Below are 18111 nucleotides of genomic sequence, written 5' to 3' on the forward strand. Positions count from 1 at the left end.
ATTGATTTCATGTAGCATAGCTAATAAATACCAGTTGAATAATTTCGCTTAAAGTCGGTAGAATCGCATTGCAAGCGACTCAAAGCGGTAAGTTAGAAACCCACAAAAGACCATCTAAGCCACTTAGATATAAGTCCCATAGATAAAAAACAAATTGGAAATACAAATTACTGCCACTATTTAATATTCATAGCTACAAAATCACGAATAGCAGTATAGGCACCTGGATTTGATTGTTTAATTGTTCGATCTATCTCCAAACTAAATGACTGCTCAAAATCACCATTTTTCATGGTAATTGAAGCACTATCGATCCTAATAAGCAGCATCCAAATCGAATCTTGGGCTTTCGGATCTAGTGGGTAATGAGAAAAACAGGTTGCATGAGAAATATCGATTTTGAGGCAACTAAACCCATTTCCAACACTATTTGCGAAAGCCTTAGAAGCCTTTCCAGAAGTTAAATCTATACATATAGATGCACTTTTCTTTGGATCAGCAAAGGTCGAGTGAAGATCTTTTAGATATTGATTTATGAAAATTTCGGGAGAATAATCGGAAAGACATAAAAAATATCGAGCCGAAGAGGTTTTTGATTTTGCCTCGTTTAGTTGTGCTTCAGGCTCTGGCACCAAGGCAATTAACCGGATAAGGTCAGCTACTGTCTCTGCGGAATTAGCCGATGCACGAGAATCTTGACCAGTTTTAGTTTGCCTGTATGACTTGAAAAACTTTCCTTCAACGAAGTTCCTGTAGCGCCAGCCGTAGTTGGCAAGTCTTGCTGTTCCTAGTTTTGAGCCTCCGTAGTCTAGGAAAATATCACAACTTCTATTCGCCCCGCCCACAGGTAGCGGAACCACTTTGGTTGCGTAACTATTCTCCAGTTGAATTCTTTGTATTGGATCAAGGATATTTTTTGCGTGAAGTGCGTTAAGCAGCGAAAATGCAAAACTCCCAACGGCATTTGCCTCCCTCCGCACTCGCTGAAACCCATATCCAGCGATTGACTCCGGCAGCATCGAAAATGCACTTTCAATGAGCATAAATCTTCCCTATATGGCTGATAACAATAGGCTGTATCATTTATTTCTCCGAAAGCAAGAACAACCGCTTTGAAGCTCCTTGGATTTGATCAGCCATTGACTGTTAAGTCAATTCTGAATCAACAAATTTTATAGTAATTCAAACCCGCCCAAACACTTAAGCTCAAGCATAATTTAGTGCGGCTGACTCTCCGTGCATCCACTTATGCAAGGTGGTATTCGTTATCGCCGCGGCATTATTTTCGTGCAGCACTGTTACTGCCTCAACGACATCCATTTCTGTCTCACGCTTAGCTTCGAGGATATTCCACACAGCCTCATCAATTGTGTCGGGTATGAGCGGCACGATGACAATCACATCCCGCTGCTGGCCCAGTCTGTACGCCCTATCTTCGGCTTGGCGCATGAGCGCCGGGGTCCAGGGCATAGAAGCAAAGGCCACGTAGTTAGCAGCGGTTAGAGTAATACCGACACCAGCTGCCATCGTGGTGCCGATAAACACCCGGACCTCGGGATCATCCTGGAATGTGTCGATAGCCTTTTGCCGCTTGATAGCAGAGTCAGCTCCGACCAGACACACAGCCTTGATACCAGCGGCCGTGAAGGCATCATGCATGGCATTGACAGTGCTCATGTATTCACAAAAGATGATGATCTTGTCTTCAGCCTGCAGACCTTCCACTGTTTCGATCAGGAACGGTGTCTTGAGCGTTTCCAGGCATTGGCGTAGCTTAGTGATCTTGGGCATGGCCATCTGGCTCATGTCATCGTAAATCTCTTTGTAAGCCGCCAAGCCTTCGCTGGGCGAGATAAAGCGCACAGAGTGGCTTTTAGAGCCCAGGTCGAGTACATCCTTGCGCCTACGTAGCATCCAACCGCCCAAGGCGCGAGCTAATGCGGCACGACGTTCTCGCGAACCCGTAAAGGACTTGCGGAACTCCTTGAGCTCCATACGGCCAAGTGAGTGGCCCGTCAGACGCAATAGCGTGTGGAGCTCAATTTCACGATTCAGAAGCGGTGTACCGGTTACCACATAGCGCTTCGGAATACGCGTGGCCATCACAAAGGCATTGCGTGTACGCCCGGATTTATGCTCCTTCAGGTAATGCGCTTCATCAATAGCCATGGCCCCGAACGCCAACCCGACTTCTCGTACCAGGCCACCCAATCGTTCGTAGTTCGCAATGACCCACTGACAGCCGTATAACGTCGAGATTCGATCATCCCCGGCAAAGCCGACGATAGCATCGGGATACACTGCGTGGATCTCGCGTTCCCAGTTGATACGCAAAGAGGCGGGACAGACAATAAGCACTCTACCCTGCCCCGCAGCTAGACGAGCACCTACAACAGTCTGACGTGTCTTACCCAGGCCCATATCATCGCCCAAGCACGCACCCGTTTGACCGGCCAAGTGACGGACGCCATCGACTTGATAGCCCCGTAAACCTGCGCCCACAGCGATCGCAGCCAGCACAGCTTCATCAATGTCGACTGCGTTGCTTTGCTCCAGGTCGGCAGACAAAAAACCCGCTCCATCCACATCCTGGGCAGGGCCGCTTTCCCCTTGCTCAGGAGTCGCGGCAGGCACTTGAATGGGCGATTCGTCCGCGTTTGCGGATACCAGCTCTTCGAGTACGACGGGCTGCTCATGCACGAACGTATACTCAGGCGCCACGCCTGCCAGGTCACGAAGCACGTGCTGGATGTGAACTACGCCACCGCGCACTTGCCACGCCGCAGCGGGCTTATGAAATCTCCCCTGTAGCGCACGCATGGCACGCACGCACAGCCCATCGTAAGTAAAGCTGACGGCATGTTGGCCATGGTTGAGCTCGCCTCTGGCCAGCTCAAAAATTTGAACGTCGAGCAGTTGAGTAAAGTAATCAGGTTCGGGGGCCCGTATAGCCGCTTTTAATAGCGCAGCAGCCCCATCAAAATCAACATGCTCACGCAGATAGAGCGCCTGCAACCAGGCTAAGGCATGGTCTGCACTGCCCTGCCCCAATACCCACATCCGCCGTCCAGGACACCACCATGCCCCAGCTTTAGACAACCGGGCCGCCATTCCTGAGATATTGAATAGCTGTAACCCAAGCCTACGACCGTCAAAAACAGCTTGAATTAATAACTCAGGAGCCTTAAGCGAGATTGGGACAATATTCAACGGCAGCACCTTACTTCCATAAATCCTCCATATCCATGAACATTGCCCCTATCTTGTTAACTAAGCTGGAACATCCTCATCCGATGGGATGTCTTGATCACGAGCTGCCGCAGGCCGGTTTGCTTGTTTGTAGGTGATCGACTCAATGCGTGTGAGCTGCAGGGCTACATCCTCAGCGACAATCTTGATGACTTGTACCTCAGCATTCGTAGTCTCATCTTTGGCAAAGAAATCCCGCTCCTCACCAATGACCAGCACGCGAGCTCCCTTGCGCAAAAACTGTGCGCACGCCTCGGCCTTGCTGCCGTAGATCTCAACCTCACGCCAGAAGCCTCCAATCTGCCCCACTTCGCCGGTGGCCTGGTCCACCCCATAGCGCCCAAAGTACACACGCATACTGCACACACTAAACTCTTCCCCCGAATTGTTCTTACGAGGAATACGTTTCAAGGTGGGTGAGTCGCCCAGGTTGCCCTTACCAATAAACAAGTTCTGCATATCAACTCCTTTCGGTGAAAAACAAACGACTTGACCGTATGGTCAAACTGCCCTGCATTAACTGGATCACGTCCCACTTCGGCTCGGAATTGGCCTGGCAAAAGTGTGGACTTTGCGTTGCTGACTCAGTAACTTCAGTTCACGTACGAGCCCACGCAATTTGAGGTGTTGCGAATTGAATTCTTGTGCCTGGGCATTGGCGTGTTCGTACCACTGCCGCAACACGGTCGGTAGGACCGCATATCTTGAGTGCGCCTCTTCCCATGACAGATGCTTTCTTGTGCCAATCTCTCGCCAACGCAGCGCCATATAGCCGTCCGCTTTACGACGGTGCTCGGCCAGATACATGGAATAGCCAGCCACTTTCTTTGTTGCAGCACAGAGAGCGACCATGTGTGCTTCAACCTGGTCAACTTGCATGAGATGGTGGCGCAGCGACTGGGCGGTGCCCCTACCCGTAAAGGGCTTTGTGTCAATCACGCTCTGACACGTTTCGTTCTCCAAGGTCTTTCTTGCCCACTCAACCACATTGACACGTAGACTTCGAGTTCGCTTCGTCATCCTTTCGCCCTTTCCTCGCAAAATCCTTTCTTCACACCAAACCCGAACCGGCATCCTGAAACTCGCCGGCTTCGCGCTGTGCTTCAGCTTCGGCCAGTTGCACACCGACCGACTGCAACAGGCTCCTTTCCTTCTCAGTTAATGTGTACCGTCGCCGAGAATGTCGTGGTTGCAGCTTGGCGGTAAAGACGTCGGCAGGCACCATGCCGAATACTTCGCGCACGAATTCCACACGCTGCTTGCCCTCTTCTGAAGCATGCTCCGTGATGAAGTCCAGCCGGGACAGCGCATTGATGTCTGGCTGCATGAGCCAACGTGAAAACCTGGCGACCTCATTGAATACGCGACGGATAAAGCGAGTCATTTCTGTGATCGAGCGGCGCATTTGCTGATCGCTTAAGAGCGTCTTGCGACCCAGGGTCTTTTGCAAACGGATGAAGTAGTCATAATCAACAATCAAGCGGCTGATGCTGTATCCGTAGGGGGATCGGAATCCCAACTGCAAAGACTGCGGTTGGGCAGACTTCAGCACGGAATAGCTCAGCCCTCGTTGCTGCTGGCTGGAAAGCAAAGTCTCGGCAGCCTTGATCTCCTCTTGCAGCCGCTCATTCACTTCTTCCATGGATTGTTCATGACGCAGCAAAGACCAATCGGCATAGGGATTGTCATTGCCCGTCAACAGCCATAAGCTGCGCAACGAACTGGCGACACGGCGACCACCCACAATAGGTGCCACATCCGAGCCAGGCTCACGAACACGCCCCATAAACAGCCTGAATGCCTCCTTGGTATGCAGGGTCATCAGATCGTCTTCTGAATCGACCAGAGAGCCCAGGTCATCCATGGCAAAGAACTCGGCTGGTTTGACGTCAGGATCAGAACCCTTGCGCGTATGGAACTTGGTCTGCATACGAACCAGTTGATCTTTGCGATCTTCCAGTTCGATATACCGCTCGTAGAGCGGGTCATCTTCACGCATCGGCCCTGCCATATACGAGGCCAACAAGGCTTCTTCGCCGGTGATCGAATATCCATCGGCGAAGGGGGAATTCTCCTCCGTAGAGAACCCAATAAGAGACTTGGGTGCGGGAATGGCAGCGGGCTTATCGCTGGACTTGAGACGTGGCTGCTTATCAGTCGAAGTAGGCATAGGTAGTCACTGAGAAGAAAAATGAATAGGAGGTGACGGACATCATCAGATCGTCGACCCCTTGAAATCTGCCAGCGGTGTTGCGTTGACAGCATCCAGAAACGGGAACGTATTGGCACGGAACCCAGGCAACATGCCGCTCAAAGGGTCTTGATTGAGGAATTCCAACAAGGCGTCACTGTTGACTGTGATCAAGGTGCGGTAATTGGGCTGAGGCATCACGTTAATAAGCCCCATAGACTCCAATCTTTTTAATGATCGCTGCACCTGCTTGGGTGACACTTGCCCACGCAATGAATCCAGGGCCATCTTGACCGCTGAAGTTTTTACTTGACGTTTGTCGCCATGATCTTGCAAGACGGTATGTAAAACTAAGGCATCGCTGTATTTGCAGATGCGGTGCAAAAGATGAACAAACAACTGTTCGTTAGTCATAGAAACGATCTCCTGATTCTGTTGATGGCATTGAGACAAAACGTCCTACCTCCCAACCGTTGGGCATTGAGACAAAACGTCTCACCTCCCACCCGGTGGGGATTGAGACAGAATGTCTTACCTCCCAACTGTTGGGGATTAAGACAAAATGTCCTACCGAATGGGTACGAATGAGTCCGGCGGTCATGGCAGCTTCCTCATGGTCTGCACCTGCTGACGCAACTGAGCAAAGGCCTCCTCTTTCGTCATTGGAGGCAGAGTTGTCGTCAGGTTTGTATTGAGAGCTTTGATGTGCTCTTGGACGGCGTCTTGAGCATGTCGATTTTGTTCACGCTGGCTCGCAATGCTTTGCGCATATGCCAGTTGCACACGACCGGATTCCAAACCGACGCGCAGCGAATGCAAGTAGCCAGGAGGATTTGCGATGTGCTTGCCTGGATTGCGCAACTGGCCTTCCAACTCATCAAGCAAACTCTGACGATGCTCTGGCTTGGCAATGGACAGCACCTTGCGCACAGCCTCATGCCATTGCTTGCCAAGCACGCTGGGCAAAGTGATATCAACCTCGTCGTTTTGAACATTCAAATCATCACGACGACACCCCGCTATCTCGGCCAGTGCTTTAGATTTATCCCCTGCAGACGCCGTGGTAATAGCGGGTCTTGTAGTTGTTTGAAGAAATATTGTTGTATTGTTGTTTCGCGGTTTGGGCAGCTTAGTTTCGCGTTTTGGGCAAGTTAGTTTTGCGGTTTGGGCAGCAAGTTTCGCGTTTTGGGCAACAGGGCCAGTTGTGAGATCGCTTGTTTTTGTGAGTTGTCCACAAGCTGCACCAGGACTCACTGAGGTCTGAGCAAAGAGACGTCCAGGATTCATGCTGGCGGGGTCACGCAACGCGTGCTGGACGGTTGCATTCGCCCGTGCTGCGCCAGCACTATCCAAATCAAACAGTGGCCTTTGTGACTGTGTGCCTGCTCCAAATAATTTGCTTGATCGTGATGGCGCAGGCTTCTGCCCATTCACAGGAACAGGTTTGGATACCGATGTCAGTTTCGGTGCATCAGCAATGGGTGGCTGATCGGTAGACTCAGACTTGAGGGGGAACTGCTCCTGTCCATGTAATAAAGGGCATAAAGCCAGCAGGTTAATGCGTATACGATTGCCTGCTTCCTGGAGTAGACCCATCTGTTTCAGGCGATCACGGGCATTGCGTTGTGTTTTGCTGGTCAAGCAGAGGGCGTTACGAATAGCCTGCTGAGACAGCGTAAATTCACCCTCGATGCTTCGGCTGTAAGTGAGAACATGACGTTGCTGAATCAGCAGATACGATAGGTACAAGCCAGAGGCCACATTGCCCGCAATATCCGCCAAGGGCCGGTAGAAGCTCACATAGCGCTTCAGCAATGGTGCGAGCTGCGCCCAGCTTGCTTTCTGATCAACAACCGAGATCCCCAGGCAAGAAGCGAGACGATCCAGGTTGATACGGTAATGGAGCTTGGCCGGTCTACCAGCCAGTTTTTCTTGGATCAGCGAATGTTGAACAAGTAAGAGACGAGCACTCTCCTGCTCTCGGGTACTCAATCCCGTTGCTTGCGTACACTGTTTTGCCGTCAGAAAGAACCAGCCGTCACGATTTTTATAGTGAACGGCAGTATGCCGAGCCCAATAGAGCGCGTGCCCCAAAAACAAAGCAGCTTTGAAATTACCCAGCGTTTCAGCCAGGTTTGGGTAGTACTGCACAAACCCTTGGCTGGTGAGCAACTGCATAGCCTCATCAATTAGAGACGCCGTCGTTGTATCGGTGATTAATGCGGCACCCATAGCCATCTCATCCGTAGCGCTTGGAAAGAACGGGTTGTGACGACGATGAGCCTTGTTGTTGATGAACCTCTTCGAGCGAGTTAGCCAATGAAGCGGATGCTTGGAGAATGGCATCCGCGACAACATTCAGATGCAAGCGGTATTCCGGTACACGGCCCGGCCCCGACTGTTCACTTAACATGCCCAATGCGATCAAATCTCGTCGGCATGTCCGCTGCTGAGAGGCAGTAATCCCGGTGACCTGATGACATTGAGTCGCCGATAGGCGAAACACATAATCATCCTCCTGGAACTCCTCGGGCATTGCTTGAGCAACCCGTTCCAGCACAGACGAAAGCCATAATCCCGTGATGACATTGCCCGTGATATCGACATATAGGCGATGGAAGCTGATTGGCGTTTGCCCCATCAAATTCAACAGCGCCGCCTGCGCTAAAAAGTCTTCCCTTGGTGCGTCTTTATGATTCTGGGAGCCATCGGCATGAGAGGACGGTAAGGCCCACCCTCCCTGTGTCTGGCCATCACAATCACGTTCTGACGGAGGCAGAGTCGAAGGACGCGGCGCAGTTGTAGAAGTGCTTGGCATAGTCATAATTTCGTCCATGTGGCTTTATCCTTGCAGTGGTGGTGTCGTCGGTTTTATTTCCAAACCAAGCTCATCATCTTCAGCAAACTCGACAATGGTTTGCTGGAGGACACTGATTCGCAGCTCAGGAAACTGTTGGTGTAAGGCGTAGATTCGGTCTCGGCAGGGTTGCTCAGACATCGATTGCTGAATATCGAACCAGGCTCGATGGATGGCATCACGCACAGCGACTGGAGGCAGGGCCGTACGGCCGCCAGGCTCCCCTCCCGGCCTGAGCTGTGCGCGCAAGTCCCGGTACTCCTCGTGGGACAGCTTGAAATACGCACACACCATCCGACGCGAAGCGCCATGAATCACAAAGTATTCGCGTAACTTGGCGTGCTCACGCCGCATATCAAGCAGATGTAGCCCCTTGCTGATGACTTGTTCAGACAGTGAGAACCACATTTCCTGCGGAGAGTTGGCCAGATTCGTGATGTCCCGAGTGGTTCGGTAACGCAAATCATCGAGAAACTCGGGTGAGTAGCCCGCACGCAGTAGAGAGTCCATGTGACCACCATCGATTTGCTCAATAATGTGGGCCAGCAACATGCGCCGTAGAACAGGACATTGAATGGGAATTTTGTTCATGAAATCTCCTCCGTCACATCCGGCGTGAACAAGGACATAAACCCGCCCAGTTGACGCTCTGGGTAACGAGTCCGAACCCGTTCCATTTCTGAGAGCAGACGTGTGACCAACGGCCCCAATTGCTCATGCCGCAATACCAGGCTCACGTTTTGGAGCGAGACATGGTCAAATGCCTCGCCCAGTAACTCCTGTGCTCCTTCCTGAAACTGTTCCTCGCCCTGCTCCCAAAGCTGTTTCCAAGCAATGGTGAAGCCATCGGCTTCGTGTGGGATGAGCTGCGTAAATCGACGATCAAGCTGACCGGTGAGACTGACCAGGATTTTCCACAGGGCTCTGCGGTAAATGACCAATTCTGGTTCCAGCTCAATCCCATCCACATACCCAATACCTTGTGAAGGAAAGTCCAGGTAAAAGCCAAAGATGTGGTGTGGCTGATCGCTTTTAAAAAGCACATCCGACATGTCGATCAAGCTCTGAAACTCGCCTAACACCGTAAATATCGGCTGTGGATCGAACCCTTCCCCCCCTCCGCTCAAGACCACGTTCTGGGAGACCGATGGGGAAGCTGGAAGAAAAGCACCGCCAGAACTATCGGGCTTACTCTTAGGCGTAGGTACACTGGCCAACATTCGACCGAGTGGAGGCTGAATAGGTGGTTGAATTGCTAGCGGCTTGGGGTCCACTGGCGCCATAGGAGTGGCTTCGATCAGCCTCAGGGTCTCAACCTCCAGGCGCGGGTTCGCCTCTAGAGCCTGGGCCATGGCCAGCAGTTTCTCAGGGGTCACACCCAAAGTTTCAGCGATGGCTACGTGGACCTCATCAAGCAACTGCGAGACGTCTAAAACCTGCTGAGCACTCTGATTTGCCGTGACAGATTGTTGACTCATCACAGCGGCGTACTTGTGCAGGATTGTCTGCAGCGCAGTTTCAGCGACTGCTTGCTGGCCAAATTTGTCAGCTAGTTTTAGCCACTGTGAGATCTGCGGCTTAATGGTCTGATTCACATCGCGTGCTTGCAACCAACGACCGATCGGGGCCAGATACTCAACCGCAAAAAGGAAGTTTTGCAGCATGCTCATGCCGAAATTCAGGCCGCTGGCCTGACGCAACTCCCGGTTCAATTCCGTGGTTGAAAGCGATTTGCCCGATTCTTTCTCAAAATGCTCCTTAAACGACAGCACTCCCTGGGCTTTCTCCCAGAACGAAATCTCGCCACGCTGCTCGTTTTCCGCCAGGTGCGCCGCAATGGTCGGCGCGTCCCCTTTCCAGACCTTGACGATGACCGTCAGCCGCGCAAAGCGTTGGTCACCCTCTTCGTACAGCTCTCTCGCAATACGCAGCCGTGTATTCCCGCCACCGTAGACCATATAACGCGGCTGACCAGGACGTCTGGTAACGCTGATATGGTTCAGTATCCCATTGGCCCGAATCGACGCCTTGATCTCGTCATAGAGTGGGTTTATTTCGGTACGCGGGTCAAATTCGTACCGATCAATATCAGTGACTGCCAGATTTGAAACACTCCCATCCACCACATCCATGGGTGTCATCGCACCCATAGCATTCAACGGTGGCGGCGTGCCCATCAGGGAGCGTTTGGCGATGTCTTCGTAATTCGATTTTTTTGAGGACACGGGACTGGTCTCTCTTAATGTTGAGCTCAACTCAGCGTTCATGCGCAACTGCGCGGCACGCTGACTGGCGGTCAGCAATTCCGGAGTTTTAGACATGGCGCGCTCTACGAGTTAGTCGTGAGCGGGCTGTCTGGCTCGTCTGACGCGGAGATAGGGACATGCAATGCCGCTAGCGCGGGAGCTAACTCATTGCGGTGATTGGGAGTGAATTTATTGCTCAGATTGGGGATCAATTCCCACAGCAAACTGTGCATGTGATCGCCCGCTCTGACCGGATCAATCCAGTGAGCAGGGACTTGGGCGGTAGCGGCTTTTTTGTAGGCGACCGCTTGGGGAATCTGGGTGGCCAGCACGGTCACACGCCCGCTCATTTCAATGAACTGATTGCGGATTAGGCTGGACATGGTGCGACTGTCGACCGTGTTCTCGCTACGGTTAATCACGCACTGGATTGCGGGCACTTTGTAGCCCAGGTTGGAGGCAGATTCGTGGCGGGCGACCAGTTTGATCGTACCGTCAACAAACTCACGGGCCGACAAAACATCAGGGGCTACAGGAGCGAGAAGCACATCCGCCGCATTGACGGCGGCGTCTTGTAAGTGGCCCACTGCCCCTTGGGTATCGATGATGCAGACGTCGTACTGAGCACGGATATCCGGGTTACTCAGGGCCATCCGAATACGTACCAGGCGATCAAGCTGATTGGACAACCAGATTTGAAGGGGGCTGTCGTCACGCTGAGTGTCGGAGCAAACAATATGCAAGAAACCGCCCTGCACATTCAAACTTGAACGGTCGCCCTCGAATTCGGCAGGTGGAAATTCGACGTGACTAATGCAGTCCGTGGTGAGTGCTCCAGACATCACCATTTGCGTTAAGCCATAAGGGGCTTGATGGGCAAGTTTGTAATAGCGAGTCAGAGATGGCTGAATATCCGCATCAATTAAAAGAACGCGATATCCGAAATCAGCAAGCAATCCACCTAAATTGGCAGTTAATGTGGTTTTGCCAACACCACCTTTAGTGGCAACAGTTGTGAACGTAAGCATTTTAAAAACCTCGTTGAAAAAGCAACGAGTTTTCTGCTTAAATTACTGTATAAAAAATACTAATAAACAGGTGGACTTAACATAAAGCGACATTATGCGATGTTTATAAAGATCCAGCCTAGCATATTCCCAGGCCTCGGACCTTGATCCCTCCCAATGACTACTTGCCGCCTGTTGCGTCCAGGAATGTCCCTGTTACAAAGGACGCCTCAGAGCTGGCTAGCCATAAAATAGCACGCGCTACTTCCTCTGCCTGGCCACCACGTCCCATAGGAATGCTGTCCTTTAAGCGGTCTACACGATCTGGTTCGCCACCACTGGCATGCATCTCGGTATAAATATGCCCAGGCCGAACGCAATTAACACGAATTCCTTCTCGGGCAACCTCTTTAGCAAAGCCTGTTGTGAAAGTCTCCAATGCCCCCTTGGAAGCGGCGTAATCCACGTATTCGTTTGGACTGCCAAGCTTGGCTGCGATGGAGGAAACATTGATCACAGAGCCGCCTTGCCCACCATGGCGATAGGCCATGCGTTTGGCCGCCTGTTGCGCACAAAGCATGGGACCAATCGTGTTGACTGCAAACGTGCGTTGCATACGCTCGAAGCTAAGATCCTCCAGACGAGACTGTGTAAACAGCACGCCTGCGTTATTAACTAAAACATCAATTCGGCCAAACCTTTGGTCGACCTGCTCAAAGAGCTGGGTAATCTGCTCTGGGTCCGCACTATCTGCCTTGGAAGCAAAAGCTTGACGACCTGCCGCCTCTACTTCAGCGATCACCGCCAAGGCATCAGATTCGCTGGTGACATAGCTAAGAACGACGTTATAGCCCTGTTTTGCAGCCAGGCGCGCTGTTGCTGCACCTATCCCTCGGCTCCCGCCGGTAATCAATATGACTGGATAGTCTGACGCCAAACCCATTTGTCTATCTCCAAGGTACCGTTTGAAGGCATCATAAGGTGAAAAACAAAGCCCGGGCCACAAAAATAGTATGAGCCTGCGAGCTCTCGCTTAAGAGTACGTCTCCACTGCAGCCAAATCCTGGCGCAAGCAAAAAACTCGACAGCTAGCTTCCAAGCACCGAAGCACGGAGCACGGAGCACGGCATTCAGCCTATGCGGCTTTTATCGTTATTGTTCGCACCGCGTCAGGGCTGATTGCTCAAGAGAACACCGCCTTACAAACTGAGCTTGAAACCCTTATGGCTAGCCGTAAAGCCCAACTGCTCATAAAACCGATGGGCATCGGTTCTCGCCATATCCGAGGTCAATTGAACAATGCGACATTGGCGTTGACGGCATTGCTCGACCGCCCACTGAATCATCAAACGGCCTAATCCCGAGCCTCGGGCCGAGCTGGCGATACGGACGGATTCGATTTCTCCGCGCCATGCACCTTGGTGCGACAGGCCCGGCATATAGGTGATCTGCAAGGTTCCGACAACGGCGCCGTTGAGCTCTACAACAGCCAAATACTGGTTCGGATCCGCTTCTATCGCCGCAAAAGCATCCAGATAGGATTGAGCCAGGGGCAGGCTGGTATTTTCACGCTGTTGACCCAGCATATCGTCTGCCAACATGGCCACAATCGCTTCCAGATCCGCTTCCACCGCAGGACGAAAAACAGGTGTAGACGTCAACTCACACTCCTCAACAAAAATAGACGAAACAGACCAGGAATTATGCCTGCTGGAGCTGCCTGATCGGTGACTAGCCCTTCATTCTGACTGCATATTCTCTGTAATGGCAGGACTGTCGGGGACTTTCTGCGCATCCAGCCACGCCAACCACGAGGCTTGCAGACGCCAGGCACTGGCCGCACCGGGGGCGTAGCCCATGATCTCCTCGATTTCAGGTAGAGAGAAACCGCGTTCGATCAAACCCGCGGCAAAGGTATTACGCAGCCGTTGTGGCGTCATTAACAGATCCATGTGTTTGATCCCCCATTTGCTGACAATACGGGCGAGCGTCGCGGGATTCATCTGTGCCTGTGGACGAGCAGCACTGATCTGGCGACTCCCTGGAAAGACACGGCTGTTTTGCGTCCAGACTGCAACGTCTTCGGCTCCGCTCAAGCTGAGCCAACTACGCAAAATGCCTTCGCACCAGATGGGCACAAACACATCGCGCTTTGCCGCGCCTGGCAGCTTCAGCCAAATAGTGCCAGCCCGCCAGAGGGCCGTTTGTTCGTCATCGGCATCATCCGGTTCTGCGGATTCTGCCGTACGCTGGACGACGCTTATCGCACGAGGATGCAACTGCCCCAACTCCACTGGGCGCAAGCCGGTGCCCAGCATCACCGCCACAATTGCCATATCCCGATATTCGCGCCAACGGGCAGCAAGGGTCATGTCGCTGGCCAACTCCAGAACGCGCAGTCGGGTATGCAATGCTTTGATGGCGGCAAAGCATTGCTCCAAAGAAAGAAACTGGGTGGTTTGGTTGTCGGGGGCTTGGCGCCAGCTTTCCTTGAAGGGGTCATTGATAGCGGGGGCTGATGCGGGGTTTTCCGAGCGGCCATCCTGCCGGCAAAGCTCTTCGTATGCGCGGGCGATAACGTGTTGATACCGTTCGCGTTGTGGTCGGCGTACGTCGTCCAGACTGCTCAAAAAATCCCGGATATCCACAGGTTTGATCTGGGTATACTGCTTTTTGTGATCCTGCAACGCTTGCAAGAAGCGCCGCCACAAAGTGCGATAAACCCGCTGCGTGCTAGGCGCCATGGGCGGACGTTGATGTTGCAACCACGTATCAAACAACGCTTCCGCCGAAATGTCTGCTGCCTGCGAGCCCAAAATGGGCAGGTCAATCTGCCCTCCTTCCCGTGTAGACCGTGTTTTCATCGTGTGTCTTTCATTTCCGTTAATTGCATTTAATTGTCTTTTAGATAGATAAGTAGAGCAAGGGCTGGGCACCATGGAATAAAGCCAATCAGAACGAAACAAGCAAAAACGTAGAATGCGCACCAAAACACATGTATGTACGTACAGTATAATACAAGCCCTTAACGAACCTTACGAACGACGCCATCATGCAGTACTTGGTCACTACCCCACATCGCTCTGAATATCCGAACCCCTTAATCCTGAAACAGGGAGATCTTCTGAGCATCGGAGAACGGTATCAAGGCCCGGAAAACTGGGATAACTGGATTTACTGCTCTACCGATGCGCACGCCGGGGGATGGGTGCCAGAACAAATTATTGAACGCCTGCCCGACGCTGGAGCAGGTCGTGCGCTGCAAGACTACAGCGCACTGGAAATGAATGTGCATGAGGGCGACCTTGTTCAAGGAGAGAAAATCCTGAATGGCTGGTGCTGGTGCCTGCGCCCCCAGGATAGTGCCCAGGGCTGGGTGCCCATCAGTCATCTCTCCCCCCTGCCTTCTGAACACTGATCTCTTGCAGCACGGATTGACCATCACAACGGCCTCGGCACACGAGAAACCATTTGCCTCAACAAGCTGGCAAGTCGTCATGAAGCTCGGCTTATTATCAAGCGCAGATCGTTCCCCCCAGCCGTTCAATCAGCCCAAGCGCAACGCTTGCTTGGGCTGGACTACCTATACAGATTCTGATGCACCCAACCTTTATTGGTCAGAATCATTCTTGCCTGCCCTTGTACTTGCGCAGCCGTCAACGCACGTAAGTCCTCGTAGCTATCCTGAACCGCGCTATCTTTGATCCAGCCCGCTGCGTCGGCCAGGTGATACACATAGTTCACCTGACTGACGGTAAACCCACCTGCACTGGCCGGCTCGGTGAAATCACTGATGCGATCCAAAACCAGGCGACCTGTACAAAAAGCGTCACGTTCACCTTGGGACTGTTCAGCATTGGAGCGACGCAAATAGGTATCCGCATTGGCATCCAGCTCGTAACGTGGTGCATCTTCTTTCCCGACCTGACGCAACAAACCCGCCTTGGCCAAGGCGGCCAGACGAGCCCGATCTTCTACGATCAAAGGAGAGTCATGCTCGGCCTGATAGGGATATACACGTCCGGGCACGCCTACACACAAGCCATCCCGCGTATCCAGATAGGCCTGAATTGCCATACTGAAATTTTCCTCATTGGCCTTTTTTACATCCTGGCACCCTGCCACCAAACCGGCTACCACGACAACCAACGCGACTTTCCACATAGAGACTTCCTTGCTTGCGACCTGAAAGAGCGAGTTTAGCCCGCTCCCACCTTGCACTAAAAGCCTTGTCACACGCGGATAAAAAAACATTCCAATCGCCGCGTCACAAGACCCATACCCTTCAATATTGCATTACTGCGTTGCAAAATAGGGTCTTTTACGATGCTTACAAACAGGTTAAAGTGCCTTGGCTTCGTAAATGAAAGGCATTATCAATGAGCATCACCCCTGCGCCAGTGGACCATCCACGCTACACCCGGGTAGCACGCCTCTTGCATTGGCTGATGGCACTGGCTCTGACCGCCTTGGTGACCGTGGGCTACACCATGAAAACCTTGCCCCTGTCCCCTTTGAAACTGCAAGTCTATTCCTGGCACAAATGGGCTGGTATTTCCCTGCTGGTACTGGTGCTGCTGCGCCTGCTCTGGCGTTTGCTGAACCGCCCCCCTGCTTTGCCCGCCGGCATGTCGTCTTTCAGCCGGGCTCTGGCCCACTGTGGTCATGCCGCTTTGTACCTGCTGATGATTGGCATCCCCCTGACGGGCTGGCTGATGAGTTCGGCCAAAGGTTTCCAGACAGTGTGGTTTGGCGTGATCCCCCTGCCCGATCTGGTCTCCAAAGATAAACCGTTAGGCGAGCTACTGGTCCAAGTTCACATCTTTTTGAATTACGCCCTGATTGCCATGGTCAGCCTGCATATTCTGGCGGCCTTGAAGCATCAGTTCATCGACCGTGACGGCTTGCTTAGCCGCATCACCTTTACCTTAGGCAAAGCCAAATCATGAAAAAATCTGTCTTCGTGCCCCTGCTGATCAGCGCCCTGGGCCTGAGCACCAGCCTGTCGGCCAACGCCAAGAACTACCAGACCCTGGACACCCAAAATAGCGAAATCGGCTTTCAATATTCCCAAATGGGCGTGAAACTGGACGGCCAGTTCCGAAAATTTGAAGGCGAGCTGAACTTCAACCCCGATGCCCTGGATCAGTCCAAGGTGGTCTTGACGGTCGCCCTGGATAGCGTTGATACCGGCTCCGAAGAAGCCGATGACGAATTGCAGGACGTGCGCTGGTTCGACATCGACGCGCATCCCCAGGCTGTTTTCAGCTCCAAGCGTTTCCGCGCTGTCAGCGACCGGCAATATGAAGTGCAAGGCACGCTGCAGATCAAAGGCCGTGAACAGCCGCTGACTGTCATGGCGACCATGTCCCCCGAAGGCGGCAAAGCGAGCTTTAGCGGTGCCTTTGACATCAAGCGTGGCGACTTTTCCATCGGTGAAGGCTCCTGGTCCAGCTATGACATCGTGGCCAACGAAATCACCGTCAACTTCAAGATTGATGTGAAGTAAGCAGACGCATCAACGCCCCCTACTCGTATAAAAGGATTGCACCCTTATGATCAAGCCCATGATTGCCCTGTCCGCCAGCTTTCTGTTTGCCTTTACCGCTCAGGCCGCGCCGGTCACTTACCAGGTTGAACCCAGCCACACCTTCGTCCACTTCAGTTACAAGCATTTGGGCCTGAGCACCCAAAGTCAACGGTTTAACAAATCACAAGGCACCGTCACCCTGGATCAGGAAGCCAAAACCGGTAGTATCGACATGACAGTCGACACCCGTTCGGTCAGCACCGGCTTTCCCCTGTTTGACGAACACATCCAGGGCAAGGATTACTTTGATACCGCGCAGTTCCCCGAGGCCACGTTCGTGTCCAAAGACATTCAGTTTGACGGGGACAAGCCCGTCTCGGCCCAAGGCAATCTAACCATCAAGGGGATTAGCAAACCTGTGACCATGACTATTGAGTCCTTCATGACCATGCCCCAACACCCAATGTTGAAAAAACCTGCTCTGGGCGCAGACGGCAAGATCACGGTCAAGCGCAGCGACTTTGGCATGCCGGCTAACGTGCCCCACGTCGGTGACGAGGTCACCATTCGTATTGCACTGGAAGCCATCGCCCCCTAATCCAGACTTGCCCATCGGCATGGAAATCTGATTACAGAATTTCCTGCACCACCTCCAAGGGACGCGCCAGACGCGTCCCTTTTTCTGTCACCACGATAGGACGGTTCAACAAGATAGGATTGGCTTCAATGGATGCCAGCAAGTCCTCATCGCTTAAATCAGGATTGCCCAGATTGAGCTCGCTGTAAATGGCTTCTTTGCTACGCATAGCCTCACGTACCGTCAGGCCCGTTGCCGCAATCAGCGTCTTGAGTTCACTACGTGACAAAGGTGTTTTCAGATACTCGATAATCTCGGGTTCCAGACCTTTTTCACGCATCAGGGCCAGGGCATTACGCGAAGTGCTGCAGCGCGGATTATGATAGATTTTGCTCATGACAGTCTTTGACTTCCTATAAACCGTATTCAGGCAAACAATAGTAGCCCAGCGCCG

The 18111-nt window shown here is 52.5% G+C and carries 20 protein-coding genes; 4 read left to right on the plus strand and 16 right to left on the minus strand.

Annotated features, from left to right (window positions below):
* Positions 1-176 precede the first annotated feature (176 nt).
* From ACDI13_RS00100 to xerC, 14 genes are all read right to left on the minus strand, one after another.
* Positions 177-1043 (minus strand): hypothetical protein, encoded by an 867-nt coding sequence (locus tag ACDI13_RS00100; protein WP_316988386.1) that lies wholly within the window; start codon positions 1041-1043, stop codon positions 177-179.
* Between the two features lie 163 nt (positions 1044-1206).
* Positions 1207-3219 (minus strand): DEAD/DEAH box helicase, encoded by a 2013-nt coding sequence (locus tag ACDI13_RS00105; RefSeq protein WP_372372569.1) that lies wholly within the window; start codon positions 3217-3219, stop codon positions 1207-1209.
* Between the two features lie 51 nt (positions 3220-3270).
* Positions 3271-3708 (minus strand): single-stranded DNA-binding protein, encoded by a 438-nt coding sequence (locus ACDI13_RS00110; RefSeq protein WP_109088516.1) that lies wholly within the window; start codon positions 3706-3708, stop codon positions 3271-3273.
* A gap of 66 nt (positions 3709-3774) precedes the next feature.
* The gene (locus ACDI13_RS00115) at positions 3775-4269 is read right to left on the minus strand and encodes a hypothetical protein (protein ID WP_316988388.1); all 495 of its coding nucleotides are present in this window, start codon (positions 4267-4269) and stop codon (positions 3775-3777) included.
* Positions 4270-4300: 31 nt separating this feature from the next.
* Complete coding sequence (locus ACDI13_RS00120; RefSeq protein ID WP_316988389.1) at positions 4301-5419, minus strand: PFL_4669 family integrating conjugative element protein; 1119 nt, start codon at positions 5417-5419, stop codon at positions 4301-4303.
* A gap of 45 nt (positions 5420-5464) precedes the next feature.
* On the minus strand, positions 5465-5854 hold the full coding sequence (locus ACDI13_RS00125) for a hypothetical protein (RefSeq protein WP_316988390.1): 390 nt from the start codon (positions 5852-5854) through the stop codon (positions 5465-5467).
* Between the two features lie 183 nt (positions 5855-6037).
* On the minus strand, positions 6038-7672 hold the full coding sequence (locus ACDI13_RS00130; RefSeq protein ID WP_316988391.1) for a hypothetical protein: 1635 nt from the start codon (positions 7670-7672) through the stop codon (positions 6038-6040).
* Between the two features lie 7 nt (positions 7673-7679).
* Positions 7680-8276 (minus strand): hypothetical protein, encoded by a 597-nt coding sequence (locus ACDI13_RS00135; RefSeq protein ID WP_045929875.1) that lies wholly within the window; start codon positions 8274-8276, stop codon positions 7680-7682.
* A 6-nt stretch (positions 8277-8282) separates the two neighbouring features.
* Positions 8283-8888, minus strand: a complete 606-nt coding sequence (locus ACDI13_RS00140) for an STY4526/YPO1902 family pathogenicity island replication protein (protein WP_003799847.1) — start codon at positions 8886-8888, stop codon at positions 8283-8285.
* The gene (locus ACDI13_RS00145) at positions 8885-10618 is read right to left on the minus strand and encodes a ParB family protein (protein WP_316988392.1); all 1734 of its coding nucleotides are present in this window, start codon (positions 10616-10618) and stop codon (positions 8885-8887) included. The genes ACDI13_RS00140 and ACDI13_RS00145 overlap by 4 nt, the downstream gene beginning before the upstream one ends.
* A gap of 8 nt (positions 10619-10626) precedes the next feature.
* The gene (locus tag ACDI13_RS00150; protein ID WP_080748046.1) at positions 10627-11571 is read right to left on the minus strand and encodes a ParA family protein; all 945 of its coding nucleotides are present in this window, start codon (positions 11569-11571) and stop codon (positions 10627-10629) included.
* A gap of 160 nt (positions 11572-11731) precedes the next feature.
* Positions 11732-12493 (minus strand): glucose 1-dehydrogenase, encoded by a 762-nt coding sequence (locus tag ACDI13_RS00155; protein WP_316988393.1) that lies wholly within the window; start codon positions 12491-12493, stop codon positions 11732-11734.
* A 256-nt stretch (positions 12494-12749) separates the two neighbouring features.
* The gene (locus ACDI13_RS00160; RefSeq protein ID WP_316988394.1) at positions 12750-13211 is read right to left on the minus strand and encodes a GNAT family N-acetyltransferase; all 462 of its coding nucleotides are present in this window, start codon (positions 13209-13211) and stop codon (positions 12750-12752) included.
* 78 nt (positions 13212-13289) lie between these two features.
* A complete protein-coding gene (gene xerC, locus ACDI13_RS00165) occupies positions 13290-14414 on the minus strand; it encodes a site-specific integrase (protein ID WP_316988395.1) in 1125 nt (374 codons plus the stop codon).
* A gap of 188 nt (positions 14415-14602) precedes the next feature.
* On the opposite strand from xerC, the gene ACDI13_RS00170 reads away from it, so the two are divergent.
* Complete coding sequence (locus ACDI13_RS00170) at positions 14603-14968, plus strand: SH3 domain-containing protein (RefSeq protein WP_316988396.1); 366 nt, start codon at positions 14603-14605, stop codon at positions 14966-14968.
* Between the two features lie 161 nt (positions 14969-15129).
* On the opposite strand, the gene ACDI13_RS00175 is transcribed toward ACDI13_RS00170, so the two are convergent.
* Positions 15130-15714, minus strand: a complete 585-nt coding sequence (locus ACDI13_RS00175; protein ID WP_316988397.1) for a hypothetical protein — start codon at positions 15712-15714, stop codon at positions 15130-15132.
* Positions 15715-15929: 215 nt separating this feature from the next.
* On the opposite strand from ACDI13_RS00175, the gene ACDI13_RS00180 reads away from it, so the two are divergent.
* The 3 genes from ACDI13_RS00180 to ACDI13_RS00190 are packed head-to-tail and all read left to right on the plus strand — an operon-like array spanning position 15930 to position 17678.
* Positions 15930-16499, plus strand: coding sequence for a cytochrome b (locus ACDI13_RS00180; RefSeq protein ID WP_316988398.1), 570 nt, complete (start codon positions 15930-15932; stop codon positions 16497-16499).
* Positions 16496-17059: a YceI family protein gene (locus ACDI13_RS00185; RefSeq protein ID WP_316988399.1), complete on the plus strand. Its 564-nt coding sequence runs from the start codon at positions 16496-16498 to the stop codon at positions 17057-17059. The genes ACDI13_RS00180 and ACDI13_RS00185 overlap by 4 nt, the downstream gene beginning before the upstream one ends.
* A 46-nt stretch (positions 17060-17105) precedes the next feature.
* A complete protein-coding gene (locus tag ACDI13_RS00190) occupies positions 17106-17678 on the plus strand; it encodes a YceI family protein (protein ID WP_316988400.1) in 573 nt (190 codons plus the stop codon).
* A gap of 31 nt (positions 17679-17709) precedes the next feature.
* On the opposite strand, the gene arsC is transcribed toward ACDI13_RS00190, so the two are convergent.
* Positions 17710-18054 (minus strand): arsenate reductase (glutaredoxin), encoded by a 345-nt coding sequence (gene arsC, locus ACDI13_RS00195; RefSeq protein ID WP_316988401.1) that lies wholly within the window; start codon positions 18052-18054, stop codon positions 17710-17712.
* Positions 18055-18111: the final 57 nt, after the last annotated feature.

It is taken from the genome of Alcaligenes faecalis (assembly GCF_041521385.1).
Lineage (GTDB): Bacteria > Pseudomonadota > Gammaproteobacteria > Burkholderiales > Burkholderiaceae_B > Alcaligenes > Alcaligenes faecalis_E.

What these genes read in the sequence shown, in the direction of transcription:
- ACDI13_RS00100 (WP_316988386.1), bottom strand. Translation starts at nt 1,043, where the DNA reads ATGCTCATTGAAAGTGCATTTTCGATGCTGCCGGAGTCAATCGCTGGA.
- ACDI13_RS00110 (WP_109088516.1), bottom strand. Translation starts at nt 3,708, where the DNA reads ATGCAGAACTTGTTTATTGGTAAGGGCAACCTGGGCGACTCACCCACC.
- ACDI13_RS00115 (WP_316988388.1), bottom strand. Translation starts at nt 4,269, where the DNA reads ATGACGAAGCGAACTCGAAGTCTACGTGTCAATGTGGTTGAGTGGGCA.
- ACDI13_RS00120 (WP_316988389.1), bottom strand. Translation starts at nt 5,419, where the DNA reads ATGCCTACTTCGACTGATAAGCAGCCACGTCTCAAGTCCAGCGATAAG.
- ACDI13_RS00125 (WP_316988390.1), bottom strand. Translation starts at nt 5,854, where the DNA reads ATGACTAACGAACAGTTGTTTGTTCATCTTTTGCACCGCATCTGCAAA.
- ACDI13_RS00130 (WP_316988391.1), bottom strand. Translation starts at nt 7,672, where the DNA reads ATGGGTGCCGCATTAATCACCGATACAACGACGGCGTCTCTAATTGAT.
- ACDI13_RS00135 (WP_045929875.1), bottom strand. Translation starts at nt 8,276, where the DNA reads ATGGACGAAATTATGACTATGCCAAGCACTTCTACAACTGCGCCGCGT.
- ACDI13_RS00140 (WP_003799847.1), bottom strand. Translation starts at nt 8,888, where the DNA reads ATGAACAAAATTCCCATTCAATGTCCTGTTCTACGGCGCATGTTGCTG.
- ACDI13_RS00145 (WP_316988392.1), bottom strand. Translation starts at nt 10,618, where the DNA reads ATGTCTAAAACTCCGGAATTGCTGACCGCCAGTCAGCGTGCCGCGCAG.
- ACDI13_RS00150 (WP_080748046.1), bottom strand. Translation starts at nt 11,571, where the DNA reads ATGCTTACGTTCACAACTGTTGCCACTAAAGGTGGTGTTGGCAAAACC.
- ACDI13_RS00155 (WP_316988393.1), bottom strand. Translation starts at nt 12,493, where the DNA reads ATGGGTTTGGCGTCAGACTATCCAGTCATATTGATTACCGGCGGGAGC.
- xerC (WP_316988395.1), bottom strand. Translation starts at nt 14,414, where the DNA reads ATGAAAACACGGTCTACACGGGAAGGAGGGCAGATTGACCTGCCCATT.
- ACDI13_RS00170 (WP_316988396.1), top strand. Translation starts at nt 14,603, where the DNA reads ATGCAGTACTTGGTCACTACCCCACATCGCTCTGAATATCCGAACCCC.
- ACDI13_RS00175 (WP_316988397.1), bottom strand. Translation starts at nt 15,714, where the DNA reads ATGTGGAAAGTCGCGTTGGTTGTCGTGGTAGCCGGTTTGGTGGCAGGG.
- ACDI13_RS00180 (WP_316988398.1), top strand. Translation starts at nt 15,930, where the DNA reads ATGAGCATCACCCCTGCGCCAGTGGACCATCCACGCTACACCCGGGTA.
- ACDI13_RS00185 (WP_316988399.1), top strand. Translation starts at nt 16,496, where the DNA reads ATGAAAAAATCTGTCTTCGTGCCCCTGCTGATCAGCGCCCTGGGCCTG.
- ACDI13_RS00190 (WP_316988400.1), top strand. Translation starts at nt 17,106, where the DNA reads ATGATCAAGCCCATGATTGCCCTGTCCGCCAGCTTTCTGTTTGCCTTT.
- arsC (WP_316988401.1), bottom strand. Translation starts at nt 18,054, where the DNA reads ATGAGCAAAATCTATCATAATCCGCGCTGCAGCACTTCGCGTAATGCC.